At 64.0% G+C, this 26,758-nt stretch carries 30 protein-coding genes; 12 read left to right on the top strand and 18 right to left on the bottom strand.

Annotated elements, in window-relative coordinates; all coding sequences use genetic code 11:
- Positions 1–636 precede the first annotated feature (636 nt).
- Positions 637–1,779 (top strand): ATP-binding protein, encoded by a 1,143-nt coding sequence (locus tag N5C25_RS05070; RefSeq protein WP_279936548.1) that lies wholly within the window; start codon positions 637–639, stop codon positions 1,777–1,779.
- 1 nt (position 1,780) lies between these two features.
- Positions 1,781–2,152 (top strand): response regulator, encoded by a 372-nt coding sequence (locus tag N5C25_RS05065; protein WP_058983046.1) that lies wholly within the window; start codon positions 1,781–1,783, stop codon positions 2,150–2,152.
- Here the strand turns inward: N5C25_RS05065 and N5C25_RS05060 are convergent.
- Positions 2,149–2,625 carry a BLUF domain-containing protein gene (locus N5C25_RS05060; RefSeq protein ID WP_197575989.1) on the bottom strand — a complete coding sequence of 159 codons (477 nt, stop codon included), beginning with the start codon at positions 2,623–2,625 and terminating at the stop codon, positions 2,149–2,151. The genes N5C25_RS05065 and N5C25_RS05060 overlap by 4 nt on opposite strands.
- Positions 2,626–2,809: 184 nt before the next feature.
- Between N5C25_RS05060 and N5C25_RS05055 the strand changes: the two genes are divergently transcribed.
- Positions 2,810–3,082: a hypothetical protein gene (locus N5C25_RS05055; protein WP_251101825.1), complete on the top strand. Its 273-nt coding sequence runs from the start codon at positions 2,810–2,812 to the stop codon at positions 3,080–3,082.
- 54 nt (positions 3,083–3,136) lie between these two features.
- On the opposite strand, the gene N5C25_RS05050 is transcribed toward N5C25_RS05055, so the two are convergent.
- On the bottom strand, positions 3,137–3,853 hold the full coding sequence (locus N5C25_RS05050; protein WP_058983045.1) for a hypothetical protein: 717 nt from the start codon (positions 3,851–3,853) through the stop codon (positions 3,137–3,139).
- A 165-nt stretch (positions 3,854–4,018) separates the two neighbouring features.
- Between N5C25_RS05050 and N5C25_RS05045 the strand changes: the two genes are divergently transcribed.
- Positions 4,019–4,774 (top strand): tetratricopeptide repeat protein, encoded by a 756-nt coding sequence (locus tag N5C25_RS05045; RefSeq protein WP_279936547.1) that lies wholly within the window; start codon positions 4,019–4,021, stop codon positions 4,772–4,774.
- Positions 4,775–4,835: 61 nt separating this feature from the next.
- Here N5C25_RS05045 and N5C25_RS05040 read toward each other — a convergent pair whose 3' ends face one another.
- A complete protein-coding gene (locus N5C25_RS05040) occupies positions 4,836–5,360 on the bottom strand; it encodes a transporter (RefSeq protein ID WP_262213658.1) in 525 nt (174 codons plus the stop codon).
- Between the two features lie 590 nt (positions 5,361–5,950).
- Here N5C25_RS05040 and N5C25_RS05035 point away from each other — a divergent pair.
- On the top strand, positions 5,951–6,307 hold the full coding sequence (locus tag N5C25_RS05035) for a hypothetical protein (protein WP_279936546.1): 357 nt from the start codon (positions 5,951–5,953) through the stop codon (positions 6,305–6,307).
- A complete protein-coding gene (locus N5C25_RS05030; protein ID WP_279936545.1) occupies positions 6,308–6,778 on the top strand; it encodes a hypothetical protein in 471 nt (156 codons plus the stop codon). It abuts the gene before it with no gap.
- 104 nt (positions 6,779–6,882) lie between these two features.
- On the opposite strand, the gene N5C25_RS05025 is transcribed toward N5C25_RS05030, so the two are convergent.
- The 9 genes from N5C25_RS05025 to N5C25_RS04985 all read right to left on the bottom strand — a co-directional run bounded on the left by N5C25_RS05025 (position 6,883) and on the right by N5C25_RS04985 (position 16,128).
- On the bottom strand, positions 6,883–7,509 hold the full coding sequence (locus tag N5C25_RS05025) for a nucleotidyltransferase family protein (protein WP_279936544.1): 627 nt from the start codon (positions 7,507–7,509) through the stop codon (positions 6,883–6,885).
- Positions 7,485–8,546 carry an XdhC/CoxI family protein gene (locus N5C25_RS05020; protein ID WP_279936543.1) on the bottom strand — a complete coding sequence of 354 codons (1,062 nt, stop codon included), beginning with the start codon at positions 8,544–8,546 and terminating at the stop codon, positions 7,485–7,487. The genes N5C25_RS05025 and N5C25_RS05020 overlap by 25 nt, the downstream gene beginning before the upstream one ends.
- Positions 8,547–8,555: 9 nt before the next feature.
- Positions 8,556–10,760, bottom strand: coding sequence for an aldehyde oxidoreductase molybdenum-binding subunit PaoC (gene paoC, locus N5C25_RS05015; protein WP_279936542.1), 2,205 nt, complete (start codon positions 10,758–10,760; stop codon positions 8,556–8,558).
- Positions 10,760–11,710: a xanthine dehydrogenase family protein subunit M gene (locus tag N5C25_RS05010; RefSeq protein WP_279936541.1), complete on the bottom strand. Its 951-nt coding sequence runs from the start codon at positions 11,708–11,710 to the stop codon at positions 10,760–10,762. The genes paoC and N5C25_RS05010 overlap by 1 nt, the downstream gene beginning before the upstream one ends.
- Positions 11,707–12,354, bottom strand: coding sequence for an aldehyde dehydrogenase iron-sulfur subunit PaoA (paoA, locus tag N5C25_RS05005; protein WP_279936565.1), 648 nt, complete (start codon positions 12,352–12,354; stop codon positions 11,707–11,709). The genes N5C25_RS05010 and paoA overlap by 4 nt, the downstream gene beginning before the upstream one ends.
- 251 nt (positions 12,355–12,605) lie before the next feature.
- Positions 12,606–13,274, bottom strand: a complete 669-nt coding sequence (locus N5C25_RS05000) for a carboxymuconolactone decarboxylase family protein (RefSeq protein ID WP_058983028.1) — start codon at positions 13,272–13,274, stop codon at positions 12,606–12,608.
- A gap of 105 nt (positions 13,275–13,379) precedes the next feature.
- Positions 13,380–13,727 (bottom strand): cyclophilin-like fold protein, encoded by a 348-nt coding sequence (locus N5C25_RS04995; protein WP_058983026.1) that lies wholly within the window; start codon positions 13,725–13,727, stop codon positions 13,380–13,382.
- 134 nt (positions 13,728–13,861) lie between these two features.
- Entirely contained in the window at positions 13,862–15,073 is a 1,212-nt protein-coding gene (locus N5C25_RS04990) for an MFS transporter (RefSeq protein ID WP_251101832.1), read from the bottom strand.
- Complete coding sequence (locus tag N5C25_RS04985; protein WP_279936540.1) at positions 15,070–16,128, bottom strand: alpha/beta hydrolase; 1,059 nt, start codon at positions 16,126–16,128, stop codon at positions 15,070–15,072. Before N5C25_RS04985 ends, N5C25_RS04990 begins: the two co-directional genes overlap by 4 nt.
- A 112-nt stretch (positions 16,129–16,240) precedes the next feature.
- On the opposite strand from N5C25_RS04985, the gene N5C25_RS04980 reads away from it, so the two are divergent.
- The 3 genes from N5C25_RS04980 (at position 16,241) to N5C25_RS04970 (ending at position 19,721) form a co-directional block, all read left to right on the top strand.
- Positions 16,241–17,134: a LysR family transcriptional regulator gene (locus N5C25_RS04980; RefSeq protein WP_251101834.1), complete on the top strand. Its 894-nt coding sequence runs from the start codon at positions 16,241–16,243 to the stop codon at positions 17,132–17,134.
- A 413-nt stretch (positions 17,135–17,547) separates the two neighbouring features.
- A complete protein-coding gene (locus N5C25_RS04975) occupies positions 17,548–17,691 on the top strand; it encodes a hypothetical protein (RefSeq protein WP_181452215.1) in 144 nt (47 codons plus the stop codon).
- A 701-nt stretch (positions 17,692–18,392) separates the two neighbouring features.
- Positions 18,393–19,721 (top strand): prolyl oligopeptidase family serine peptidase, encoded by a 1,329-nt coding sequence (locus N5C25_RS04970; protein WP_058983017.1) that lies wholly within the window; start codon positions 18,393–18,395, stop codon positions 19,719–19,721.
- A 96-nt stretch (positions 19,722–19,817) separates the two neighbouring features.
- On the opposite strand, the gene N5C25_RS04965 is transcribed toward N5C25_RS04970, so the two are convergent.
- The 5 genes from N5C25_RS04965 to N5C25_RS04945 form a co-directional block, all read right to left on the bottom strand.
- On the bottom strand, positions 19,818–20,549 hold the full coding sequence (locus tag N5C25_RS04965; RefSeq protein ID WP_058983014.1) for a hypothetical protein: 732 nt from the start codon (positions 20,547–20,549) through the stop codon (positions 19,818–19,820).
- A 128-nt stretch (positions 20,550–20,677) separates the two neighbouring features.
- A complete protein-coding gene (locus N5C25_RS04960) occupies positions 20,678–21,193 on the bottom strand; it encodes an Ohr family peroxiredoxin (protein ID WP_057494771.1) in 516 nt (171 codons plus the stop codon).
- A gap of 47 nt (positions 21,194–21,240) precedes the next feature.
- Positions 21,241–22,008 (bottom strand): SDR family oxidoreductase, encoded by a 768-nt coding sequence (locus tag N5C25_RS04955; RefSeq protein ID WP_279936539.1) that lies wholly within the window; start codon positions 22,006–22,008, stop codon positions 21,241–21,243.
- A 127-nt stretch (positions 22,009–22,135) separates the two neighbouring features.
- On the bottom strand, positions 22,136–23,167 hold the full coding sequence (locus N5C25_RS04950) for a LysR family transcriptional regulator (RefSeq protein WP_058983010.1): 1,032 nt from the start codon (positions 23,165–23,167) through the stop codon (positions 22,136–22,138).
- Positions 23,164–23,472: a sigma factor-like helix-turn-helix DNA-binding protein gene (locus tag N5C25_RS04945; RefSeq protein ID WP_058983009.1), complete on the bottom strand. Its 309-nt coding sequence runs from the start codon at positions 23,470–23,472 to the stop codon at positions 23,164–23,166. The genes N5C25_RS04950 and N5C25_RS04945 overlap by 4 nt, the downstream gene beginning before the upstream one ends.
- Positions 23,473–23,561: 89 nt before the next feature.
- Between N5C25_RS04945 and N5C25_RS04940 the strand changes: the two genes are divergently transcribed.
- From N5C25_RS04940 to N5C25_RS04930, 3 genes are all read left to right on the top strand, one after another.
- Positions 23,562–24,041: a carboxymuconolactone decarboxylase family protein gene (locus N5C25_RS04940; RefSeq protein WP_279936538.1), complete on the top strand. Its 480-nt coding sequence runs from the start codon at positions 23,562–23,564 to the stop codon at positions 24,039–24,041.
- 55 nt (positions 24,042–24,096) lie between these two features.
- The gene (locus N5C25_RS04935) at positions 24,097–24,501 is read left to right on the top strand and encodes a cupin domain-containing protein (RefSeq protein WP_058983004.1); all 405 of its coding nucleotides are present in this window, start codon (positions 24,097–24,099) and stop codon (positions 24,499–24,501) included.
- Between the two features lie 75 nt (positions 24,502–24,576).
- Positions 24,577–25,458, top strand: a complete 882-nt coding sequence (locus N5C25_RS04930) for an RNA polymerase sigma-70 factor (protein ID WP_058983002.1) — start codon at positions 24,577–24,579, stop codon at positions 25,456–25,458.
- Between the two features lie 105 nt (positions 25,459–25,563).
- On the opposite strand, the gene N5C25_RS04925 is transcribed toward N5C25_RS04930, so the two are convergent.
- Positions 25,564–26,484 carry an MBL fold metallo-hydrolase gene (locus N5C25_RS04925; RefSeq protein WP_251101836.1) on the bottom strand — a complete coding sequence of 307 codons (921 nt, stop codon included), beginning with the start codon at positions 26,482–26,484 and terminating at the stop codon, positions 25,564–25,566.
- Between the last annotated feature and the right edge of the window lie 274 nt (positions 26,485–26,758).

The following is a 26,758-nucleotide window of genomic DNA, read 5'->3' as shown; positions in this document are numbered from 1 at the left end:
CGCAAAAAACTCGTGAGCGCAGAGTAGAGCCGGCGTGGGACCGGGACCTTAACTTGGACACCGGACGCAATGCGATGGTTCTTATTGTGGGATACAGGAGGGCAACCCACATGAGTACCCGTCTCGAAATCGATTTGATGATCGCTCAGCTTGAGGAGAAGCTACCGGAATGGGCAGCGCTCTACTCCGAAGGGCAGTTTCTTCGGATGCTCGCTGAGGCATTGAGCTACATCGCGGTCAGCGCAGACCCCGACGCTAGGACGCACTGCGTGATGCGCACGGGATGCCTACACCCAAGCAGTAGCGAAGCATACTGGGGACGGCAATACGGTCGACGCGAGTCCTGACCCCACATGCAGCACATTCTCTGGTCCTTGATCCGGCGTGCCTCACCCTGAATGCTCTCCAGCGCTACGCTATCTTGATATCCCAGCGTCATCAATCTTTGCTCCATGACCTGCATCGCTCGCGTCCCTCCCACCATCGCCCACCCTTGCTAAACAAGCCACATCGTCTGCATTAGCGAGTCTCGACGGCCCCGCGCAGCGGACGTGAAGGTTTCGTAACGCCCAAACGGTGGACCCTCCCTACACTGCCCCACCTGTCGCCTCCGGTGGCTCGCCACGAGGATGACCCATGATTAGCCAGCAACGCTCCACAGATGCTCTTAGCGATGAGTCCAGGCAATTCAGCCTTCTGGTGAATTCGGTCACGGACTACGCGATTTATATGCTGGACACCGCCGGCTTCATCCGGACGTGGAACACCGGAGGGCAGCGGATCAAGGGCTATACCGCAGCTGATGTTGTAGGGTCCCACTTCTCTAGGTTCTATCTTCCAGAGGAGGCGGAAGCGGGGTTTCCACAACGCAATTTGCGCGTTGCAGCTGAAGAAGGACGATACGCCTGCGAAGGCTGGCGCTTGCGCCAAGATGGAACACCGTTTCGCGCGAGTGTGGTCATCGATCCGATTTGGGTTGACGGTGATCTCGTCGGATTCGCCAAGATCACCCGTGACATTACCGAACTCCACCAGGCTCAAGAGCAACTGCTTGAGGCGCAGCGCGAACTGTTTCAAGCGCAAAAGATGGAGGCTATTGGCAAATTCACGCTGGGGCTGGCGCACGACTTCAACAACTTACTCACGATCATCGCCAATTGTCTGGACATGGTCAGTATCCACGTGGATAACCCTGCAGCCGCGGCGCTCATTGACACCGCCCAGCGTGCAGGCGAACGGGGAACACTATTGACGCGTCAGCTGCTGACCTTTGGCAAGGGGCAGACCCTGGTCCCGGAGAAGGTCCGGCTGCGAAGCCTTCTGCATGAGTTCGAGGGCATGCTTAAACGCGCGGCTGGCGACCACGTTGACGTGGCCATCCAATGGCCCGAGGACGATGTGGAGATTGAGCTTGATAGGGCCCAGCTGGAGGCCGCCATCCTAAACTTGGTATGCAACAGCCGCGATGCCATGCCTCAAGGTGGACAAATCACTGTGTCAGCGGCAGTCCGCTCTCTACAGAGCCCATCCAGCTCAACGAATGGCCCGTTAGATTACGCCTGCATCACGGTCTGTGACGATGGCGAGGGCATTCCAAAGGAATTGCAGGAACGGGTTTTCGAGCCGTTCTTCACCACCAAGTCCATCGGCAAAGGAAGTGGATTGGGGCTAAGCCAAGTATTTGGGTTCACGAGCCAGTCGGGGGGCTACACCGAATTGATCAGCGAAGTCGGGAAAGGAACCCGGGTTAGTCTTTTTTTCCCTATTCGAGTCCACTGAAATGCCGATCCACGTTCTTTTCGTAGAAGATGAAGAAGATCTCCGCGCAGTGGTTGCCGACGCCCTCAGTGCCCAGGGTTTCGATGTCACCATCGCCAGCACGGGAATTGAGGCAATTGCATACCTTCGCGGCGAGGGGAAGTTCACCATCGTTGTGACGGACTACAGCATGCCAGGCTCTGCGACCGGCTTGGACGTGGCGGTTGAAGCGGCTTTGTCCCAACCGCTGGCGAAGGTAGTGATTTCGTCAGGGCTTCAGCGGTCTCAGTTGCCGGTGCTTCCTGAAAACGTCCGTTTTCTTCCCAAGCCCTACCGATTTCGCCAGCTCACCACGGCCATTCATGAGCAAGTGGATTGCCGCCGGGGGACCTAGGATGAGTGCCGCACGCCGTAGCTTGCGTCAAGCGCAGCGCCTCGGGAGACCAACAGGAGCAACCGATCCATCGCTGTCGCGTTCATGGCCTCGCCGTCGCCTCGCATCTTGAATCCGGCCCAATCGCCGAGCGCGGTTGAAGTCAGCTCGCTTGGCTCTACGGGGAGCCATTTCATCGGCCAGAATGGAAGCCGGCGATCAGAGACCGTGCTTCTCTGGAGCTCTAGGACGTGATGGTGGCTAGAGGCACCAAGGACGCGCGAATATGCAACATCTAGTCCGTCTGACGGCCCTTCTAAGTATTGAAGGAAGCGCTCGCCGTCAAAAAGAAGAATGCCGCTGACGCCGGCGTCTCGGTTAAAGCGGGCTGCGTCGTCCACGAGATCGTCCAGCTTGCTCCCCCGCAACCCCAGCTTGTCTCCCATCAGAAGATCCGAAGCTTCGCTGACATACACCACCGCCCTAATGGGCATCGCGCGCCCCTTCTTTATATTGTCGAAGCACCTTAGCAAATATGAATACTAAAGTTTTCTCGATTGTTCCGAAGTGAGACCCCGATCCTGACGTGTTCAGCAATGTGCGCGCAGATCGCTACGCCACGTCACGCTCTGAAGCCAGCAAATGCAGCAACCATGGCATCGTCAACGCTATCGAACCATGGACATGCCCAACACCGGTCAATTTTATGTGCTTGCGCTAGACCCTGTCCGGGATGAGCACGGCAACATCGTCCACGTGCGACACATCTCTATTCGTTGCACAGCCTGCGGCGGGATTACCGACCTCAGCGGGGATGTCCTGAGAAAGATGCCCGGCGGCACGGTTCTCACCTGTGATCATTGTGGCGCGCGACAGGCGGTCAGCAATGCTCGGCTCGATGAATGTCATCACGTGTTGCCGAACGAGCCGGCTCGCCGCAATAACCAGTGAGAGCCAATGATCGGGGCAAACAGCCGCATTGCGGCTGTCAGCGATAACGAGCCCTTATCGCGACTGAACTGGTTTGGCAGGCAGAACGGATTTTTGCGCAATCTCCAGCCTACTCACGTTGTCCACTGGCACAAGAACTGCAGCTTTCTGTACCGGGTCCCAAAGTACATAGCTATCACCCAAACGCCCCACTAGGCCCAGGCCGCCTTGCACCTTCTCATCAATAGTCACATTGACCGTGTACTTGCTGCCGCCAGAAGTAATCGCCTTGGCGCGCTCGAAGCCAAGCCAGTTTGACGAGATCGGGACATAAACAATCATCACGAGCGCATAGACCAGCCACGGCGAGTCCTTCACGGCGGCCGGCAACACTGGGGACAGGCGTACTGCCATTGCACATATGCCCGTCAGCGCCACACCTATCAAAACGGGCCAGGCATTGGACCACCAAAGCAAGGCACCCATTCCAACAAGACAAAGAGCCAGGGTCAGCCACATCAGCAGATTGGCTTGGGACGGCGTCGTTGTCACCTTCCCCTCGACCCATCCTCCGAGCAGCAGCGCAATCAGTATGAAGAACAACACCATGCCGATCCCCGCAAGCCCTGCCAGTGCAAGCTCACTCACCGCAACAAACTGAAAAGGATCCAGGCCGAAGTGCCCCCAATACGCCTTCAGATACAAGGCCCCTTGAATCAATCCGAACGTGACGAGCGCCGAACCCCATCCAGCGACATCGGCCATCGTCAGTGTCTTTTTCGTACGCTCCATGTATCCCCCTTCCATCGATGCAGCCCCGCCACATAGTGGCATGCAGCGCTCCGTCCTGCAGAATCCACCCTATTAACGTGACGCGTCACGCCCGACCACCACCCCATTGGCGCCCCACCCCTCCCCCACTATAGTTCCACCCCTCACAAGGACGAGGCGGCACACATGCCCTATATCGGAATCGGACTCCACGTACTGGCGGCCATCTACTTCGCGGTGCACGCCATCCGCTCGGGCCAGAGCCTCTATTGGCTCATCCTGCTCTTCTCGTTCCCACTGCTCGGCAGCATCGTCTACTTCCTGGCGATCTACTTCCCGGAAGCCCGCAACTCGCGCGGCGCGCGTCAGGCCATCCGCTCCGCCAAGCAGCTCATGGACCCGGGCCAGGACCTGCGCAACGCCCGCGCCGAACTGGCGCGAACGCCCACCGTGCAGAACCGGGTTCGCCTGGGCATGACGCTGCTGGATGCAGGCCAGGCCGAGGAAGCCAGAACCCTGCTCGAGCAGGCGGCCAGCTCGCCGCTGGGCGACGATCCCTACATCCTGACCGGCCTCGCCCGCGCTCGCCTTGAGTCCGGGCAGCCCGCGCTTGCGGCGGAGACGCTGGACGGCCTGTTCGCCCGCCATCCGGATGTGCGCCGCAAACCGGAACAGACCCTGCTTTACGCGCAGGCACTGGCAGCTACCCAGGCGCCCGGCACCCGCGCCGCATTCGAGCGCGCCGTGGAATGCGGAAACGATGCGGCCGCCCGCTGCCTGTACGCCGAATGGCTGATGGCGCAGCCGCAACCCGACGATCGCGAGCAAGCCCGCAGCCTGTTCGCCAGCATCATCGATGATGCCCAGCACTGGTCGCGCCATGCGCGCAGCCACAATGCCGCATGGCTGGAGCGAACCAAGGCGGCGTTGAAGGGCTACTGACGACCCGGCAGCGGGTGGCGGGCTCGAACACCTGCACTTCCAGGAAACTATCGCAGCCGGCCTAGCGGGAGCCCGGCTTGGGGAAGAGCAGCTTGGGGGTTCCGATAAACAGCAGCCATGCACCCAGGGCCGCTGCGTAGGCGAGCACCGTACCCACAAGGAATGTGCCGAAGAGGCTGCCGGTGAACAGCTGATACAGCCCTTTGCCGCGACCTGCAGCGCTGCCCCCAACAGTCAGCACGATGACCGGCAGCATGATCATTCCGCTGCAGAGGATCAGGGAGAACGCGCCCAGGAACCAGCGCTTGAGTGGCGGGTTCCATGGCATGGGGTAGCCTGCGAGCAGTCGCCTCATCCAAAGAAACAGTACTGGAAAGGCGATCAGGTACATCAATGCCACATACAACCAGGTTCGAGCATCAGCGCTGCCCGCCTCGAAGATGGCTCGCGGGTACGCCCCTGTGCGATAGAACGTTTCTGCGCTTGCCGTCAGCGCCGCGCTAATGATCATCGCAGGCTTGAACAGGCGCGACACCTTGCCCCATTGCGCGTTGCGTAGTTGCTGCCCGTCAGTCATGCCAGACATGAAAACCCTCTTGGGCGGATGCGTCCATTAGCTACCAAGGGGCATTCTGCAGATGATTCGCCCCGCCACATGGTGACATGCAGCGCGTTGCTTCGCAGATTTCACCTATTAACGTGACGCGTCACACGCAGTCGGCAGCGCATTGCTGGACAGGTCTGTCGCATTTGCCTCGCTCACAGCCCCGCCGGGCGGATGCCGACAGCGCGCAGAGCTGCACCACCGACATGGTCGATAGCATTGCAGCGCAACGCTCCAGCCTCATTGCGCCATATGCAATGATTCTGAAAATGTTGAAAGTAGTGACGTCATCAGCCCTACTGCATTGGCATCGCGCACAACCGGGCGTATTCCTTGCTGTGCCACCTTGAACAGGTGGCCGGGCTTCGAAACCCAGGTTGTGCAATCGTAAAAAGCGCTTGCCAGTCGGCACCGCTCCGCGTGGTGCCGACTGGCAATCCGTCAGCCGGCTATGGCGGGCGGTGCGTGGGGGCCTTGCGCCCGCCGGTCTGATTGCACACCGGGTTTCGAACCTCGCACCGTCCGCCACCTTTATCGGTGGCGGCTTCTGCATGCACGCAAGGAGCCCAGCCATGACCCAGCCCCACTCCCCTGCCCCGCACCCCATCCACGACGCGCCTGCCTACGGCCCGGCGCTGGACCCGAACACCCTCATCGCCCTGCTGCACAGCATCGGCGCCGGCGCCGCCTCCGATGGCCAGCCCTGGCCTGAGCGCCATCAGATGCCCGGCCGGCGCATCGCCTTGGCGGATACCGATTGCTCGCTGGCCGGGCTTCGCGTGGTCCTGGAGATTCTGCTGGCCGCGCAGCGCGCCCGCGAGAATGGCGAGCTGGAGCAGTACGTTGGCCCGCGCGTGATGGAAGGGCTGATCATGGCCGGAATCGGCCTTACCGCACACGCCAGTACCCGACTGCATCCGGAGGGTTGAGTGGCCTGGTGGCGCTGGGCGGCCACCGCGCTCTGTCTTGTGGTGGTGGTTGCGGCACAGACGCTGTGGCCGGCGCCGCCGGTGCACTCGCCTGTCGCGTTCCAAAGCATCAACGACCATCGATTCTCACAACTGCGCCGCCAAGCCGTGCAGTTCGTGGAGGCTCGGCCACGACAGGGCTTCCAGCTCGTCGAGCGGCATCAAAACGCCGGATTCCAGATTCACTGTGGAGGCGTTCCAGTGCTGTGGCTGGAGAGGCGCTCGCACCATCTGCTGTTGCAGGCCTCACTGGACGCGAAGCAGCGGGCGCCTGCTGTTGTGCGGTTGCGGGCGCTCCTCCAATGGCAGTTGGAGCCGTTGGATTACCTGGAGCAGGTACTGGCTGGCGTGCCGGAGCCTGTTCTGTTCGATCGGGTGCTGGAGATTCTTGCCAGTGATGTGCCTGACGGGGCGCGATGTGGCGTGCCGTAGTCGAGCGTGGCTCGACTCTACAGGGCTGCGGGCAGCGAGGGTTCGGGCTCCAGTCCTTCCGCTCGTCACGTGCGCGACAGGCATTGGTCCAGTGATCATGCGGGTCACCTCCCGGCATCGATCCAGCCCGCATCGCGCGCACGCGCAAGATCTTCTGGCGTATCGATATCCAGGGCCAGTTCAGGCGCCTGCAGGACATGCACCGTATCGACAGGAAGTTGCCGCAGGCGCGCTCCGAATCCGCGGTCACCGGCTGCACCGACAGCGGTGAACCAGGCGCGCGGCACGACTGCGGGAACGCCAAGCGCATTTCCGTGGCGGGTGCCCGCGCACGTTGACGCTGCGGCGCGGGCACCCGAGAGCAGCGCCTGCAGATGGGAGCGCTCGATTGCGGGCTGGTCGCATGCCACGACCATCACCGCGGTCACCGTGGGCAGCAGGTGTGCGCCGGCGACCTGCAGACTGCTCGCCAGGCCGCGTTCCCAATGGTGGTTGGTTACCGGGGTGGCATCCAGCCCGGCAATGCTGGATGTCACCGCCTGTGCGTTCGCGCCCACCACGACCAGTACCTGCGCTGGCGCGAGCTCCCGCGCCAACCGCACCACGCGATGCACCAGGGTCTCGCCCTGCCGGGTCAGAAGCTGCTTGGGCTGGCCAAGTCGGGTGCTCCCGCCGGCAGCCAGCACGACGACCGCATGCGCGTCAGTCACCTGCCGTGCGCGCTTCGCCATTGCTGCAGCTGCGCGGCGATGCTGAGCGAAATCGCCTCTGGCCCTCGGCCGCCGATGTTCAGGCCGACCGGTGACCGAAGTCTCGGGGAAAGGCGGTGGCGCTGATCCGGTGTCAGCAGCTTGAACAGGTCCTTGCGCCTTCGCCGCGGACCCAGCAGCCCAATGAACGCGACTTCGGTATCAGCCAGGGCCACCAGCGTCTCCCGGTCCAGTTCGAAATCGTGATGCATCACCAGTGCCGCGTCGCACGGGTCGCCATGAAGGGCTTCGGCAGGGTTGGTCTGAAGATGCGCATCCGCGCACTGCCCGGCTGAGGCCCAGCGCGCTCGCCGTTCGGCCACGCTGACCCGCCACCCCAGGCCGCGCAGCAACGGAACCAGGAAGGGCGTTTCGGGGCCGCCCCCCAACACCAGGGCCCGCGGAAGCCGGAGCAACGGCAAACGCCACGCACCCTCGCCAAAGGACTGCGTACCCTCCATCGGATGCAGCTGCCACGCCTGCTCGCGATGGCCGGCGCGGAAAACGACCTGCCCCGACGTGCGAAGGTGGCGCTGGAGTGACACGCCCTCGCGGAGCCAGGCCTCGATGACGTCGTCGATGCCGGCCATGGCACGCAACGGCAGGAGCGCAATCCGCAGCCGGCCGCGGCACCCGAGGGCGGACCCACTCAACAGGTCGTCGTCACTGCGGGTGTCGATTTCGATCCAGTCGACCTGCCCTGCCGCGCTCACCTGCTCCGCGCGTCGCGCGAGCTCGGGCTCCAGGCATCCGCCGCTCAGCCAGCCGACCTGGCTGCCGTTGCAGAACAGCACCATGTCGCCGGCACCGGCGTAGGTGGAGCCATCGGTTTCCAGAACCAGCGCGAGCACGGCGTGCTCCCCCGCGCGCACGCGCGTCAAGGCCGTCTCGAGCACGCCGCGCGGGCTGCCTTCGGCGAGGAAGCCCGGCGCTGCGGACAGGTCCCCGGCAAGATCGCCGGGCTCCCCTCCGCCTGCGGCGGAGGCCTCCAGAGTGGGCGAGGCTGCGGGTCGGTCCATGCGCAAGGATCAGCCCACGTCGGGCAAGCCGGGCAACAGCTTGTCCAGGGTAATGGGATAGTTGCGCACGCGCACGCCGGTTGCGTTGTAGATCGCATTGGCGATCGCGGCGCCAACCCCGCAGATGCCCAGTTCGCCCACACCCTTGGCCTTCATCGGCGAGATCACCGGATCCAGCGTGTCGAGGAAGACCACTTCCTGGTACGGGATGTCGGCATGCACGGGAACCTCGTAGCCGGCCAGGTCGTGGTTGATGAACAAGCCCAGCCGTTTGTCGACCACCAGCTCCTCCATCAGGGTCGCGCCCGCACCCATCACCATCCCGCCGATGACCTGGCTGCGTGCGGACAGCGGATTGAGAATCCGGCCGCCATCGCATACGGCAAGCATGCGGCGGATGCGCGTCTCTCCAGTGTAGGCATGCACGGCGACCTCGCAGAAATGCCCTGCATAGGTGCCGACGTCGTAGCCTTGCTTGAAGTCGCCGAAGGCAATGCCGTCCTCCGCCGACAGTGTCCCCGCCTCCGCCAGCTTGATCGTCCGCCCACCCGCCTGGATGCGGCCATTGGCGAAGTCTGCGGTGTCGCCGTCGAAGCCCAGTTTCTCGCCCACCTTGCGGCGCAGGCTGACGCACGCCGCGTACACGCCCGCGGTGGAGCTTGCCGCGCCCCACTGGCCGCCGGAACCGGCGGAGGCGGGATGACGGGAGTCACCGAGGGTCACCTGGACCCGGTCCAGCGGCACGCCCATGGTCTCGGCTGCCGTCTGCGCGATGATCGTGTAGGAGCCGGTGCCGATGTCGGTCATGTCGGTCTCGACAATCACCCCGCCCTGGCCGTCAAGCCGGACCCGCGCCGCCGACTTCATCGTCGGTGCGCCGCGATAGCCCGCAGACACGCCCATGCCGACCAGCCAATGCCCTTCCCTGACCTGCGCCGGCCTGGCGTTGCGCTTGTTCCAGTTGAAGCGCTCCGCGCCTTCGCGCAGGCAGCGCACCAGGTTGCGGTCGGAGAACTTCCTGGACGGATCGCCGGGCACGACCTCGGGTTCGTTGAGGATGCGGAACGCGATCGGGTCGAGACCCAGCTTCTCGGCCATTTCGTCCATCGCCACTTCCAGCGCCATGTGGCCCGGTGCTTCGCCCGGTGCGCGCATCGCATTGCCTTCGGGCATGTCGAGCGTGGCGATGTAGTTGGCCACCAGGCGGTTGGCGCCTGCATAGAGCTTGGGCGTCTGCAGGGTGCCGTTCTCGCCGTCCTCGCCGTTGATGTTGCCCGACCAGTTCTCGTGGGCGATGGCGGAGATCCGGCCATCCTTTCCGCAGCCGATCCGCACGCGCTGGAGGGTGGCGTGCCGGTGCGTGGTGTTGTTGGGCATCAACGGGCGTTGCAGCGCGATCTTCACCGGTCGCCCGACCTGCTTGGCCGCCAACGCGGCCAGCACCGCGTCGGCACGGATGAACAGCTTGCCGCCAAAGCCGCCGCCGATATAGGGCGAGTCCACGCGCACCTTGGCAGGATCGATGCCGAGGATCGCCGCCATGCCCTGCCTGGCCCAGTCGATCATCTGGTTCGCCGTCCACAGCGTGAGCGTGTCGCCCTCCCAGGCGGCGATGGTGGCGTGCGGCTCCATCATCGAATGACTTTCGTCGGAGGTGTGATAAGTCTGGTCGAGCTTGACCGCGGCGCTCGCGTAGGCGGTGTCGAAATCGCCGAGCGTCTGCCGGTCGGGCTTGCCACCGCGCCCCTTTGCCAGCGGCGCGGACGGCGCCAGGGCGGGGAAATCGAAGCGGCCCTTGCCGCGCTCGTAGCGGGTGCGGATCAGCGCCGCGGCGGCGCGGGCCTGCTCGAAGGTCTCTGCCACCACGCAGGCGATGGCCTGGTGGTAGTGGGCTACTTCGGGCCCGCCGAACAGCGGTGCATTGTTCCAGTTCGATGTGCCGACCGGCTTGGTTTCCGGTGCGGTGATGACCGCCAGTACGCCGGGCGCGGCACGTGCGCGGGAGGCATCCATCAAAATGATGCGCCCCTTGCCGATGCCCGCACCGACGATGAAGCCGTAGACCTGGTTCGGCGCCACGTCATGGCGCTCGTAGGCATAGGGGGCGGTGCCGGTGGTCTTGCGTGGACCGTCGATGCGCGGCGTCGACTTGCCGACGACCTTGGCCTTGTCGAACAGGTTGTCGCCGGCGGGGGCGTTGAACTCAAGGGGCATCAGCGCTCTCCTTCCACCAGCACGGCCGCGAGGGTGCGCTCGGCGAGCGCGATCTTGAACGCGTTCTCCGGCGTCGGACGGGCGCCGGAGAACACCTGCCGGGTCGCGACCTTTACGCCGTCGCGCAGCAGCGGTTCGGCTGCCTCGACGCGCCACGGCTTCGGCGCGACCCCACCGAAGGCGAACCGCGCCGAGCCGTCACGCTGCACGACTGCGGCGACCGACACCAGTGCGAACGCATAGGACGCGCGGTCCCGTACCTTGTGGTACACGTGCCGACCGCCCAGGGGCTTCGGCAGCGTGACGTGGGTGATCAGCTCACCGCGCTGCAGCACGTTGTCCTGCTGCGGCCTGTCGCCGGGGGAACGATGGAAATCGGCAATCGGGATGCTGCGCGTACTGCCGTCACCGCTGACGGTCTGGATCGAGGCGTCCAGCACCCGCAGGGCCACCGCCATGTCGCCCGGATAGGTCGCGATGCAGCTGTCCGAGGTGCCGATCACGCCCATCTGCCGGGAGAACCCCTCGAGTGCGCCGCAGCCGGATCCGGGCAGGCGCTTGTTGCAGGGCAGATTGGGGTCGTAGAAGTACGGGCAGCGCGTGCGCTGCAGCAGGTTGCCGCCGGTGGTGGCTTTGTTGCGCAACTGCCCGGAGGCGCCTGCCACGATCGCGCGGGTCAGCACCGCGTAGTCGCGGCGCACGCGCTCATGCGAGGCCAGCGCGGTATTGGTGACCAGCGTGCCGATGCGCAGGCCGCCCTCGTCGGTGGGTTCAATCCTGTCCAGGCCGATGTCCTGCACATCGACCAGATGCGCTGGCGTCTCGACCTCCAGCTTCATCAGGTCGAGCAGGTTGGTCCCTCCGGCCAGGAACTTCGCGCCCTCGGTACCGGCGACGGCCTTGGCGGCCTCGGCCGGGGATTTCGCGCGTTCGTAACTGAAGGCCCTCATGCGCGCCTCCCTGCAGAGGTCACGCCAGCAACCTCTTCCATCGCCTCGGCAATGTTGGAATAGGCTCCGCAGCGGCAGAGGTTGCCGCTCATGCGTTCGCGCATCTCCATGTTGGTGGCCCGGGGCCGTGCACTGACGTCTGCCTGTACATGGCTGGGGACACCCCGCTTGATCTCGTCCAGTACCGCCACCGCCGAGCAGATCTGCCCCGGCGTGCAATACCCGCACTGGTAGCCGTCATGCTTGATGAAGGCGGCCTGCATCGGATGCAGGTCATCGGGGGTGCCGAGGCCTTCGATGGTGGTGATGGCATCGCCCTGGTGCTGCACCGCCAAGCTGAGGCAAGCGTTGATGCGCTCACCGTTGACCAGCACGGTACAGGCACCGCATTGACCGTGATCGCAGCCCTTCTTGGTCCCGGTCAGCTTCAGATGTTCGCGCAGGGCATCGAGCAGCGTGGTCCGGGTGTCGAGTTCAAGCTCCCGCCGCTTGCCGTTGATGGTGAAGGCCACCGTGTTGATGACCGGCGGCCTGGGCGGCGGTGGCGTCGCCAGTTCGGCGGCGAGCGATGACGCCCCCGGTGCGGCGGACATTGCCACGGTCGTGACGCCGCCGGCGATCACCTGGCGACGCGTCAACTTCATTCCTTCATCACAACTTGGCACAGTGACCTCCTGGCGTTCGGGAAAATCCCGTGGCTGGATGGACGCGCTCACACTACCCAAGGGCCACTATGCCCATCTGCGGGGTACAGGTCTGTGAAGTCGGTCGGAGGCGCGCCGGCATCATCGGCCGAGCCTACTGGCCTTCCTCGGCTACCAGCTCTACTACCCGACCCGTTAAACATCCCTAATCTCAAAACTCGAAGGCAGCCGAAGGAGCACTTTCCCGACCATCATTCTTTTCGAACCTCAAGCTGACGTTGAATCGCGACGCGAACACGTTCGGCAGCCTCGAGGCTGACGCGCTCCTCAAGCACATCGGCCAGATCGTATAGCTGCCCCGGCCGCAGGCCGATGTTCATGCTAATTCCAATGTGGGACTGCAATTGGGGCTCCACCCCGTACATGGCGGCCAGCATGCTGACCGTAGCCAATTCGCGGCTTTGCCAATCAAGATTGTCGCGCTCGAAGATGTCGCCGAAGAGGTGCGTACGGAGGTATTGATTTGCTTGCGGGGCAAAATCGAACAAAGGCCCTGAGACAGGAGCGCCGGCCAGCCTGGTCTGGTTTGCCGTGCCTGCAGCGAGCAAGGCATCGCCTGTGGGAATCGGCTTGCGGGGCTCGCGGCCGGCGTGATCCTGGATGCCCTGCTGTCTACGCGCATCCGCCACCTTCATCAGTTCGCTCAACGCGTTCAGGCTCCGAGGAAACCCCGCATAAGCGTAGAGCTGCATCAGGAGCTCTCGCGTTTCGGCCAAACTCAATCCCGCGTCCAGGCCCTGGTTCAACGCCTGACGAAGGCCATCCAAGTCGCCGGCCGCTGCGAAGGCGCCGATCGGAATGATGGCTTTCCGGCGCGGATCCAGTTCAGTTGTGGGGGCTTGATTTGATTTGGTGTGCATCGCTATTCCTTCGTGTGCGAAAGCCATCTGACCAGGAACGGCAGCAAGGTCGCCGCGCCCAGCAGATTGGCAAGAAGGCTGGGCGCCAAGATGGGCAGCCAGCCTCTAGAACGACTCAATGCGGACCTCTACGGCCCCGGTCTTGCGAAGGAGCTGCAGCCCTCCTTCGATGCGACCCAGCCTTACGAGACCCTTTGAATAGCCAAAAGGCCTGTGAAAAATCGCCAGGTTTCCCCAAGGCGCATAGAAGGCCATATCACCTGCCACGGGCGTGATTCCCTCCGGCTCGCCCTCCACGTTCAGACTGCGCGGCAGCTGCGCAATCTTCTCAGTCGCGGCGTAGTCTTCAAGTTGTAGGGTCAGCGGCAACTGAGCAATGAACTCGCGTGCAGGAAGGCTGTCCTCCAGAGTGGCTGACAGAACTTGATCATTGATGATCAGTCGAATTTTCATGGGATGAATCTCCTGATTGGCCTCAGTTCTGGCGGCAGCCACGGCTGGATGTTCGGGCGAGGCTGAGCAAGCTGCTACCGCCCCAAAAGCAACAAGGAGCACGAGCAGCTTCGCCGCTATGGAAGTGAGGCGTGTCATCGCTTCGGGGCCTGTGTGGCAATCCCCGCGGCTGACGTGTGCACATCATCAGCCGCAGTGGCGTAGGCAAGCAGCGCGGCAAGCAACAGGATGCCCGCACTGGCCAAGAACGTGCTGGCAAAGCCAAGGCTGTCGAACAGCAGTCCGCCGAGGGTGGCACCCAGCGCGATGGAGCACTGCACCACCGCAACCATCAGCCCGCCGCCGGCCTCGGCATTGTCGGTGAAGGTGCGCGCCAGCCAACTCCACCAGCCGACCGGTGCGGACGTGGCCAGCAGACCCCACGCCGAGAGCAGTGCGGCGGTCGGCCAAAGATGGGGCCCGAGTGGAACCAGAGTGACGGCAATCAGCGCCATGAGCGCGGGAACAATCACCAGCGTGCGGTAGAGTCCGCGCCTGATGAATGCCCCGATGGCAAGTGTGCCCACGAAACCACTCACTCCGATCGCCAGCAGAACCCACGGAACAGCAGGTACCCCAGCATGCGTGACCCGCTCCAGGAACGGCCGCACGTAGGTGAACAGGGCAAACTGCCCCATGAAGAACGCAGCGCAGGCCATCATGCCCAGTGCCACCACGCGTCGCCGCAGCAACACGACGACTCCGCTGTGTGATCGGCCTTCCTCCGCTTCCATGGACGGCAGACAAACCCACTGCCAGGCCAGGGCGACAGCTGCCACAGGCAGAAGACAGAGGAATGCGCCGCGCCATCCGATCATGCTGCCGAGATAGCTGCCCAGTGGCGCCGCAACGACCGTTGCAAGGGCGTTGCCACTGTTGAATATCGCCAAGGCTCGCGGGACCTCGGCCTCCGGTACCAGCCGCATCGCGGTTGCGGCGGACAATGACCAGAAGCCGCCGATCACTACGCCGATCAGCGCACGGCCTGTCATGTAGACCGGATAATTCTGGGCCAGCGCCACCACCAGTCCCGACACCGCCATCAACGCCGTGAGGGTCAACAGCAACTTTCGGCGGTTCACGCTACCCGCCAATCGCGAGATCGACAGGCTGGTCAACACCGCAAATACACCCGAAATGGCAATACCGTAGCCGGCAAGGCCTTCGCTCACGTCCAGGTCTGCTGCCAAGGGAGTGAGCAGGCTCACCGGCATGAATTCCGAGGCGATCAACGCGAAGATGCACAGTGTCATTGCGAGCACGCCGCCCCAGTTGGCGCGATGTGCGAGGGCGTCGGTGTGGCTCATTTTCCGGCCAGGCCGCGCTGGAAGAACGTGGCCAGCTTGTCAAAGGGAATCAGCTGGATGCGATCGTACAGATCCACGTGGCCAGCACCCTTCACCCAGTAGATCTCCTTCGGCTGCCCTGCTCTTCGGTAGGCGTCTTCACTGAATTCGCGGGAATGCGCGACGTCGCCGGGGACGAAGAGCATTGGCCGGGGAGAGATCGTCTCAATGTCGTTGAAGGGATAGAAGTTCATGAATTTGACCAGGCTGCTGAAGAGCGGCTGGGTTGTCAGTTCGGCCTTGTCACCCTTTGGCGTATAGGCGCCGCGCGGGGTGCGGTAGAAGTCGAAGAACTCACGCTGGATGGCGGGCGTGTCAGCATCGAGGTGGTTCACGGTGCCAGGCACGAACACCGGCGGCCCGCCCTTGAATTCGGCCAGACGCTGGTCTGTTGCGGCCTGGATCACCGCCTTGCGCTGCTCCAGCGACTGGCCACTGTTCAGCCCCTGCCGTGCTGCCGCGCCCATGTCGTACATGCTGACCGTGGCGATGGCCTTGATGCGTGGATCGATCTTGGCGGCGCTGATCACAAAGCTGCCGCTGCCACAGATGCCCAGGCCGCCGATGCGGTCCGGATCGACAAAGGACTGCGTGCTCAGGAAATCCACGGCCGCACTGATGTCGTCCGAATAGATTTCCGGCGCCACCAGGTGTCGCGGCGCGCCGGCACTCTCGCCCCAGAAGGAAAGGTCGATCGCCAGCGTGACGAAGCCCTGCTCGGCCAGCTTCTGCGCGTAGAGCTGGGAACTCTGCTCCTTCACTGCGCCCATCGGGTGGCCAACCACCACTGCGGGCGCGCGGTTGCCGTCGGGCAGGCCTTGAGGGCGGTAAAGCGTACCCACCACCTCCATCTGGTACTGGTTGTGGAAGCTCACGCGCTCCCCCTTGACCGTGGGGCTGCGGTAGAAGTTGTCGGCTCCCATGGACCGGGCTGGCGCCGGTGTGTCAGCGCCCATGGCTGAAGCCGGAACGTAGAGGCTGGCGAGCAGCGCCAGCATCAACGTGGTGCGTTTCATGGGCTTATGGCCTCGTTTGGGGGGACTCAGGTCGCCACGATAGGCCCCGCCCCCTACATCGATAAGCCGGTTGAAAGTTGATGCATTGCTGAGTTTCGCTCACAATTGATCCATGAGCACCGTGAAGACCCATGATCTGCAAGCGTTCCTGGTAGTGGCGCAGGAGCAGAGCTTCACCAAGGCCGCCGTTCGCCTCGGGGTTACGCCCTCTGCGCTGAGCCATTCGATGCGCCTACTGGAAGAGCGCCTGGGAATTCGCCTGCTCGCGCGGACCACGCGCAATGTCTCTCCCACTGAAGCGGGCGAGCGCCTGATGCGTTCCATCGCACCCCACTTCGAGGCCATCGGTGCCAGCGTGGAGGCGCTGGGTGACCTGCGCGACCGCCCAGCTGGAACGCTACGAATCTCCTGCACGGATGATTCCATGGAGACCATCATCCGTCCGCGGCTTGCCGGATTCCTGGACGAGTACCCGGACATTACGCTTGAGTTCTACGTGGATTACGGCTTCACCAATGTGGTGGAGCAGCGCTTCGATGCGGGCATCCGGCTCGGAGAGGCACTGAGCAAGGACATGATTGCTGTCAGGGTTGGCCCTGATTGGCGTCTGGTCGTGGTGGGCTCACCCGACTACTTCGAGAAGTATCCGAAACCGAAGAAGCCCGCCGACATTACGCACCATCGCTGCATCCACATCCGACATCGCCCGAACGGTGCCATCTATGCGTGGGAGTTCGAAGAGAAGGGCAAGGAATTCACCGTGCGCGGCGACGGGCCGTTGGTCTTCAACAGCATGACCCACGTCATCAATGCCGCACTGGATGGCATGGGCTTGGCATACGCACCGGAACCGCTGGTGGCCGAGCACATCGCGCAAGGCAGGTTGGTGGCGGTGCTGGACAGGTGGTGCGTCCCCTTCCCCGGCTATCACCTTTACTACCCGAACCGTCGGCAGCCGTCGCCGGCATTTGCGGCGCTGGTTGCGTGGTGGAAGCTGGATAGGTGAAGCGGGCCGCAGTGTAGTTCCCCTTAAGTGTCCTGTATGGGCTGGAAATCGGCACCCGCCTTTTCCCGATGAACATCCCTGATCAGTACTGACCACTAGTCCCACTGTGACCAATCATCATCAGGGCATGGAGCGATCTTGGAACATGGGACGGGGCGCTAATCCGCCATATCGGGAGAGCCTCAGCTGGCGGGGGTGGGGTGCCTTCTCGGGATTGCCAGCCATGGGGGATTAGGAAGGAGCAAATACAGGGTTGAGGGCTAGACCTTTGGCACCAGCCGCATCTAGAGCTTGTCAAAGCGACGGGCAAGTCAGTCACGCTGCGGTGACAGAAGGCACACGCCGCTTCAGGCTGCGCCGGCGCATGTTGAGCCCGCAGCCGAGGATGTTCCTTGGTGCTACCGGAGATCGACATGGCACAGAACAATCAGAACCAGCAGAACCAGCAGAACCAGGATCAGCGCAATGAGCGCAATGAGCAGAATCAGCAGGAACAGCGCAACGAGCGCAATGAGCAGAACCAGCAGGAACAGCGCAACGAGCGCAATCAGCGCTGAGTTACGCCGGGGGCGGGTCGACTGACCCGCCCTTTCCCAATCTGGTGGAGGGTGCCATGAACTTCTCGATTGATAGCCTCTTCAAGCACCGAAAGGTGCTTTTTTTGTCTTCGCACCACCGAAATGCGGGCCTTGCCTACGTAGTGTCTGCGCCTGACGCTGGGACAGACGACTATCGGTCCTCGCTCTGGTTTACCCCCTCTGCCGGTTCAGTCGCCCCGGTGTTGCTGGCGTCCCAGGGGGGTGTCAGCTCCCCGCAGCTAAGCCCCGACGGTCAATCAATCGCCTTCCTATCCAGCCGCGGCTCGGCCGGTCGCCCAGAACCCCATTTGATTCGCACCACTGGCGGGGAGGCTCAAGCGCTGGCGGGTGTGTCCGAGTTGAATGTATCCAGTCTCCTGCAATGGCACCCCGACGGCCGTCGCCTCCTTGCCTTGGTCTCCCTTCCCCATGCCGAGGACCCCGACGATGATGCCGCGCATGCTCAGCGCCCACTGGTAATCAACCACTTGCCCTACAAGCTGGATGGAACGGGGTATACAGTCGGCACCCGAACCCATTTGTTCTCCTTGGACGCACAAGGCTGCACGAGGCCGCTTCCCCTGACAGCAGGAGATTACGACGTGCGGTCGGGAGCTTGGTCGCCAGACGGACGAACGTTGGCCTATGCACGAACATCTTCTGGTTGCCTTCGTCATCGCGTGAACCTGTGGCTGGTTGGGCCAGAATCGAACCATGGGCAGATCACCGCGGACTTTGCGACTGTGGCCAGCGTGTGCTGGTCACCGGATGGGTCGCGCCTTGCATTTGCCGGCAACAAGCGGGAAGGCGACTCAGCGACGTTTCTCTACATCTGGTCCCACGAGGAAGGCGTGGTTGGCCCCGTCCTGCCCTTCACTTTGGAAGGCATGCAGATTGCGTGGGCCCCCGATGGCCGATCAATTGCCACCGTGATCACGCATCGAGGCTGCTTTGAAGTGGCCGTTGTCGCTCTCGAATCCGGAGAACACTATTTGCTTCCGGCACATCAGGACCAGGTTTCAACGATGCGTCCATGCGGTGAATCGTTGGTGCTCGGTGCATCTAGCTACACACAGCTGGACGAACTCTACCTCTCAGCGTGGGCACCGGAAGCAGAACGTCGCCGCCTGACTTCGCTCAATACAGAGTTAAGCGCGACCCTGCCGGTGTCCTGCACCCTGCGCTCCTTTGAGGTGCCGAGTGGGAACGGGTCGGCGGAGTCCGTGGACGCTTGGATTCTACAGCCTACAAAGCAGCAGAAGGGCCCGTTACCCCTCTTGGTAGATTTCCATGGCGGCCCCCACAGCGTTGCACTTATGGACTTCGCTGCGCACGTCTACGTTTATCAGGCAGTGGCGGAAGGCTGGACCGTGGTGGCGCCCAATCCGGTCGGTTCAAACGGATACGGCAAGGACTTCGAGAAGCGTCTGATCGGTCGGTGGGGCGAACTGGACCTCCCTCAAGTCGAATCCATCGTTGAGCAGCTGCGCCTGGAGGGGATCGCTGGCGAAACGGTGGCCTGTGCAGGGAAATCCTACGGGGGTTTTCTCAGCGCTTGGGCAATATGCCACAGCGACACCTTCTCGGCGGCCGTGGTCAGCGCGCCCGTGGCCAACATGCAGTCACATGCCGGCACCTCAGATTCGGGCTACTACGTCACCCCGTATGCGATGGATGGCCAACCGGACGCGTGCCCTGACCGCTACCGCAGACTTTCTCCTCTGTCCCATGTGTCGTCCGCCAGAGGACCAGTACTGTTGCTCAACGGAGCGGAAGATCAGCGTTGCCCTACGGGACAGTGTGAAGAGCTCATGGCTGGCCTGGCATGTAGATCGAGGCAACCGGTGCAGATGGTCGTATACCCGGGAGGCACCCATTCGTTGGCAGCCACAGGCCGACCCAGCCATCGTCGCGACTACCACCAGCGCATCGTCCGATTCCTAAACCGCGCTCGAAAAGCAGAACAAGAACAGGGGAAGGAAGTGGCCCAGGAGACAACGTTGACGTAGTCGACGAGTCTGGATGGATCGGATGCTGCGGGTTGTTGCTGGTGAGGTGCCTGACGGGGCGCGATCCGGCGCACAGTAGCCAAGCGTGGCTCGGCTCTACAACGGCGTTGGCTGCGCGGGCTCGGGTTCGTGGATGGACCCTTCAAGCAGGGCGACGTAGGTATCCAGCCGGGTACGCAAGCCGATCAGCATCCAGCCCAGCACGTACAGCAGCACCATGGCGAAGATCAGTAGTGCGCCCAGCAATCCAACATCAAAAGCGCCCGCCCAGTCGCCCCATTTCCATCCGCGGAACTGCAGGTAGAGGGCAATCAGCAGCGGAAATGGCCCAAGCCGCTGCAGGCCCCCATACATCATGCCCATGCGCTCCATCATGTTTGTGCGCAATGTGCTGACGAACTTGAGTCGCCGCTCGCGCTGGACGCGCGGGAATCCGCGAAGCTCGGTCACCACCGCTTGCCAGTGAGCGAAGTCTTCATCCATCTCCCGGGCGTGCGAGAGCCGCGGCTGGCTGAACTGGCGAATGCCCCTGCGGGCGGCCAGGACGCCACCGACAATGAACCCACCGATTTCGATTGCCAGGCAGGCAACAACCACCTGGAGCACTACGCCAAGAGGCAGCCATCGATCCGGAAGCTGACCCATGAGAATGCCGATGATCGCCGCACCCACGCCGATGCGAAACGCCCACGTCTCCACCCTGCCCGCCTTGGGGTAGATGCTGTGCTCAACCAGTCCCTGCACCCGCTGGTAGAGCCAGTGGAATGTCAGTTCCTGCGAATCGGTCTTTGCCGACGGATCGAATTCGCCCCCTGCCTGCATGTCCATTGCATCCCCTGCCCCACCGGCCAGGTTGCCGGCGCCACCCTCGTAGCCGAGCTGGGTTGTGGCGGAATACGGCCTAGCCGTGTAATCGTCAGGGCCAGGACCTTCCCGGAGTCGAGCGTGGCTCGATTCTACAGAGGCGGAGCCTGCGGGCCGACCCGAACATGCACCACATGGCTGACGCCGCGATGGAACATCTTGGCGTATGGGCAGACGCGTTCGGTGTTGCGAACGAGTTCGCAGGCCAGGTTCTCATCCATGCCGGGAAGATGTACCACGATCTCGGCCGACAGCAGGTACAGCCCATCTGCCGGATCACGGGCGAAGGTGACCGCCACTTCGATGCTGGGGTTGTGCAGCAGCAGGCCAGCACGCGCGGCCACTAGCACCAGAGCGCCATGAAAGCAGCCGGCGTAGCTCGCGGCCAGCAGCTGCTCGGGATTGGCGCCGCCGCCAGGCCCGCCGAGTTCCGGCGGCAGGCGCAGGTCCACCGCCAGTGCACCGTCGTCCGACCGCACGACGCCGGACGCCCGCCCGTGCTGGGCCTGGCCACCGCTCACCCGCACGCGGCCGGTGTACAGCGGCTTCACGTCGTCGCCCTGGTAACGGTCCAGCATGGCGGGCGAAGGAGGCTTCAGCTCGGTCATTGCGCGGCTCCATCAGGCGCAGCTGCGGCAGGCGATCGATTCGCCGCTCAGGCAGGCTGCCGCTGCAACAGCCCGGACTGCTGCAGCCAGGCGTCGAAATCGACCTGCCCCAGCCACGCGTGTCCGACCGGCACCAGCGTGTCGATCTGCAGCGGCGCGCCGAAGTACAGCGCCTGGGCATCCGCAACGACCTGCCGGGAATCACCCGTCATTTGCAGATACTGCCTGGCCAGATCCGCCATCGCGCTACGCTGCGGCCCGGCGATTTCCAGCACGCCATTGGCCGGCGGCTGCTGCGCGATGCGTGCCACCGCTTCGGCAACATCCTCGGCGGCAATCGGCTGCACGTCGGCGGCCGGCAGCCGCAGGGTCTCCCCATCGCCGGCGGACTGGATGATGCCCGGCAAGAACTCGAAGAACTGCGTGGAATGGATGATGGTGTACGGCAGGCCCGAGTCGCGGATCAGCCGCTCCTGGGCGATCTTGCCGCGGAAATAGCCACTGGCTGCCAGCATGTCGGTGCCTACGACGGAAAGCGCAACGTGGTGATGTACGCCGGCACGGATAGCGGCCGCAAGTATGTTGTGGCCAGCGGTCACGAAGAACGAAAGCACTGCCGCATCTTCGAACGAGGGCGAGTTGGCCAGGTCCACCACCACGTCGACGCCGTCCATGGCGGCATCCAGACCTGCACCGGTCAGCACATCCACCCCGGTCGAGGGCGCTGCCACCACGATCTCATGCCCGGCTACGCGCAGGCGCTCCACCACCCTGCTGCCGATGCGGCCGGTACCACCGATGACGAGGAACTTCATTGCATGTCTCCTGGAATGTGAAAGGGCTACTGGGGTGTGGCCGGGTGCAGGCATCGTAGGTAGCGCGGGCGCGAGGCAGTATGTACGTGACGGGCCGCGCACTGTTGCCCGGCACGCACCAGTACGCTCAGGCCAAGGCAGGCTGTGCGCCTGGCTTTAGAGCGGCGCCCTGCTGGCGTGCTTCCCAGTGCGAGATCACATCCAGCTCGAGCGCGCGCACCCGCTGCGTGCTGAAGTCGATGAAGGCCCGCACGCGCTTGGGCAGCTGGCGGCGGCTGAGGTAGCACAGGTAGTGGCCGCGATCGAGCGGCGCATGCCGATCCAGGCAGGTCACCACCCTGCCCGCCCACAGCGCTTCACGCACCTGATAGCTGGGCAGCTGGGCGATTCCGAGCCCGTCGATGACGGCCTGCAGGACCAGGTCGGCATCATTGAACACCAGTGTGGCCGGCGGCTGCAGGTGCACTTCGGCACCGTCGACACGGAATTCCCAGGGCTGCATGCGTCCGCCCGGCAGGCGCCGCCCGATGCAGGCATGTGTGGACAGCGCATCCACCGACACCGGTAGACCGTACGCCTGCACGTACGCTGGTGAAACACATACGACCAGCTGCATCGGCACCAGCTGCTTGGCGATCACTTGGCTGTCTTCCAGCAGGCCGTCGCGAAACGCCACGTCGATGCGGTCACCGGCCAGGTCGGGGGCCTGCTCGTCCAGCAGCAGTTCTACAGAGACCTGCGGGTACTCGGCGCGGAATGCGGCCAGCAAGGGGGCGATCACCCGCCGGCCGAAGCCGTGGCTGGCACTGATGCGCAGGTGCCCGCGCGGCGGACCCTCGCGCAGGTCGCGCATTTCCTCCAGCGCCTGCAGGATGCAGGTCACGCCCGGGTTGCAGCCCTCCAGGAACAGCTCGCCTTCCCGGGTCAGCGTGGTCGAGCGCGTGGTGCGCAGGAACAACCGCACGCCCAGCTGGCTTTCCAGCTTCTGCACGCTGCGGCTGACGGCCGAGCGGCCGATGCCGAGGCGATCGGCCGCGCGCGCGAAACTGCCCTCGGAGGCCACTGCAATGAAGGCCAGCACGCCGGCGTAGCTGGTGGAGAAGGACGCATTGAGCGCATCGTGGCTGTCGCTGGCCGCGCGGGGCGTTGGGGCGTTCATGGGTGGCCTGGTTCCAGGCGGGCACGTTGTGCGTGCAGGTGGCTCCGCGCCAGCGCCAACCGTTGCCTGCACGCGGCAAGATCGAGCCCCAGCAGGGGCACGATGTCCTCGAATCCGGCACCCAGCACGTCGTGCAGCAACAGCACCGCACGTGCATCGGGCGGCAGTTCGCGCAATGCGGCGAGGAAGGCCTGCCAGACCTGTTCGCTTGCAGGGCGCGATGCGGTGCGCAGGTGCGATGAGGTGTCCATGCCCGGCAGACGGCCGAGCATCGGCCGCTGTGACAGGACATTGGTGTTTTTCATGCAACAGCGTGCGGCCCGGCCCCCGCCTACCGGCATTGCGAATGCAGGCCTAGCCTCGCTGTGCCCTTCACACGCTACAGGAACACACCATGACCGCACGCCTGGATTACGCCGCGCAATCCCCCGAACTGTTCAAGAAGCTCGGCCTGTACTCGCATGCCGCCCACACCGCCTCGATCGAAGGGGCCATCATCGATCTGGTCAACATCCGTGCGTCGCAGCTCAACGGCTGTGGCTTCTGCCTGGACATGCACGTGAAGGAGGCCACCGTGCGTGGTGAGCGCCCGCTGCGCCTGCATCACCTGGCGGCATGGCGTGAATCAACGCTGTTCAGCCCGCGCGAGCGCGCCTGCCTGGCCTGGACTGAAGTACTGACCCAGCTGCCGGCGCAGGGTGTGCCCGACGAGCTGTACGCGCGCGTGCGCGGCCAGCTGTCCGATCAGGAAATGGTCGACCTCACCCACGCGGTGATGGCGATCAACGCCTGGAACCGTGCCAATGTCGCCTTCCGTACCACGCCCGGCACCCTGGATACGGCCTTTGACCTGGACAAGGCCGGCCTGGCCTGACCCTTCCGCCGCTGCCCCATGCAGCGGCCCTCCTCCACCGCTTTGGAGACCTGCCATGCGTCGTCCTGTTCTGGCCCTGTTTGCGCTGCTGCCACTGTGCGGCGCTGCCACCACCCCACCCTCTGCAGCGCCCGAGCCCCGGGTGCGCGAGGTGATGACCCGCGCCCTGCCGGAGCAGCCCGGCAAGGAAGCGCTGATCCTTACCGTGGAGTACCCGCCGGGTGGCGCCGATCCTGTCCACCGCCACGATGCCCATGGCTTCGTCTATGTCCTGGAAGGGCGGATCGTGATGGGTGTGGCCGGCGGCAAGGAAGTCACCCTTGGCCCGGGCGAGGCCTTCCATGAGGGCCCGGCCGATCTGCACACCGTAGGCCGCAACGCCAGCGCCACCGAGCCGGCGAAGTTCGTGGTGTTCCTGATCAAGGACATCGGCAAGCCGGCGGTGCTGCCGCCGCACTGATCGCACGTCCGGCGCTGGCACCAACGACAGGTTCCCGGGTGTCACAATCCGGGGACCTGTCCCGTCTACGCTGGCATGGACGAATCCACTGCGCTGTTCTCACGCCTCCGCCCACGCCTGTTCGGCGTGGCCTACCGCATGCTTGGGTCTTCGCACGAAGCCGAAGACGTGGTGCAGGATGTCTGGCTGCGCTGGCATGGCGCCGACCAGTCACAGATCGAGAATCCGGAAGCCTGGCTGGTGGCGGCCACCACCCGTCGCGCCATTGATGGCCTGCGCCTGGCCCGGCATGCGCGCGAACACTATGTGGGCATGTGGTTGCCCGAGCCGCTGCTGACCGATGACACCGCCACGCCCGAGTACGTGCTGGAAACCGCCAGCGATCTGTCGGTCGCTTTCCTCAGTGTGCTGGAACGGTTGGCCCCGGATGCGCGTGCGGCTTTCCTGCTGCACGATGTGTTCGATCAGGATTATGCGGTGGTCGCGCGCACACTGGACAAGACGGAAGCCGCCTGCCGGCAGATCGTGCATCGCGCACGCCAGCAGCTCAGGCAGGAGCGTCCGCGCTACAACGTCCCGCAGGACGTGCACCAGAAACTGCTGCGCCGCTTCGCCGAGGCTGCATCCAGTGGAGATTTCCGCACGATGAAGGCGTTGATGGCCGAATCGGCCGAGCTGGTGGGTGACGGCGGCGGTATCGTCACGAGCTTTCCCGGGCCGATGCTCGGCGGCGCACGCATTGCCCAGCTGCTGTATGCCCCGCACCTGCGGCGCAGCGCGCAATTGCGGATGGTGCCGGCCATGCTCAACGGACGGCTGGGACTGCTGCGCTATTTCGATGGCGTTCTGGAGGCGGCGATGGCCTTCGAGACCGATGGCGAGCGGATCACGCAGGTCCTGGTGCAGCGCAACCCGCACAAGCTGCAGCGGTTGGCTCGCCCTACCGCCATCCAATAGTTCCACGCCAGGTGTGGATGGCGTCCGTTGTCGGCCTCGCCCTTGCGGGATTCGAGCGGGGCGCCGATGCGCCCCGTCGAAAACCCCTGCTTGCGCTGTATCCGATCAGAAGTCCCAGAACACCGGCACCCAGCGGAACGTCTCGCCCTCCAGCGACACCCGGCCCACTGACGGGAACGGAAGATGCGTAGCCACCAGCATTTCGCCGGTGCCGGCCAGTTCCTTCAGCAGAGCGATGCGTACGCGTGCGGATTCCTCCGGGTCGTGCTCAAAACCGTTGTGCCAGTTCGGCTGGTCGAAGCCGACCGCGAAGACCGCGTCACCGGCAAAGGTCAAGGCGTGCTCCGCAGACGCCACGCGCACCACGCAGTGGCCCGGGGTATGCCCACCGGTACGGCGGGCCGTCACGCCAGGGGCGATCTGCTGTTCGTCCTGGAAGGTGTGCACATAGCTGCTGTACTCGGCCCAGAAGTGCTTGGCCGTGGCGCGTAGCGCATCGGGGAAACCCTGCGGCATGTTGGTGCGGCTGAAGTCCGGCGACTTCCAGAACTCCACCTCCGCTGCGGCCACGTGGATCTTCAGGTCCGGGCGCAGCTGTTCCTTCACACCTTCAACCAGCAGCCCGCCGACGTGGTCCATGTGCATGTGGGTGATCACCACATCGGTGATTTCGCCCAGGTTGATACCGGCAGCACCAAGGCGACGGATCAGCTGGCCGGCGCGCGGCAGCTGCAGGTCCGGGTCCATGCCCAGGCCGGCATCGATGAGAATGGTGCGATCCCCGCTGTGCACCACCATCACGTTCAATGCCCAGTCGAAGGCATCCTGCGGCAGGTACATCTCTTCGAACCATTCGGCACGGTCGGCCGCCGGTACGTTGTGGCCGAGCATCTGGGTGGGCAACGGCAGGACGCCATCGCTGATCACCAGCACTTCGACGTCGCCCACTTTCAGGGCGTAGCGCGAGGGCACCAGTTCATCGAGGGCAGGGGCAATGGGCGCGGCGGTGTTTTCCATACTGAACATGAGGGATCTCCACGAAGAGCCATTTGGCGGGCAGCAATGCAAGGCTGGCGCGAACGAATCCGGGCGCTTGCCCATGGCGCAGGCAGTGACATCGCCAGGGCACGGTTGCCTGGCAGGCCAGCGCTGCGGAGTTCATGGGAAGACGGGCCACTGCGCGGGCAATGGGCCCGGAACACGGCAGGTGCCGTGTGGGATCAGCCTAGGCAGTACGCCGCAGGTGCGGTAGCGCCGTGAAGGGGTACGTCATGTTGCGTTCCGGGAAGCAATGCGGAAC

The organism is Stenotrophomonas sp. GD03958 (genome assembly GCF_029839005.1).
Lineage (GTDB): Bacteria > Pseudomonadota > Gammaproteobacteria > Xanthomonadales > Xanthomonadaceae > Stenotrophomonas > Stenotrophomonas hibiscicola.
The sequence above is the reverse complement of the archived record's forward strand: the minus strand, read 5'-3'. Positions and strand labels throughout refer to the sequence as shown.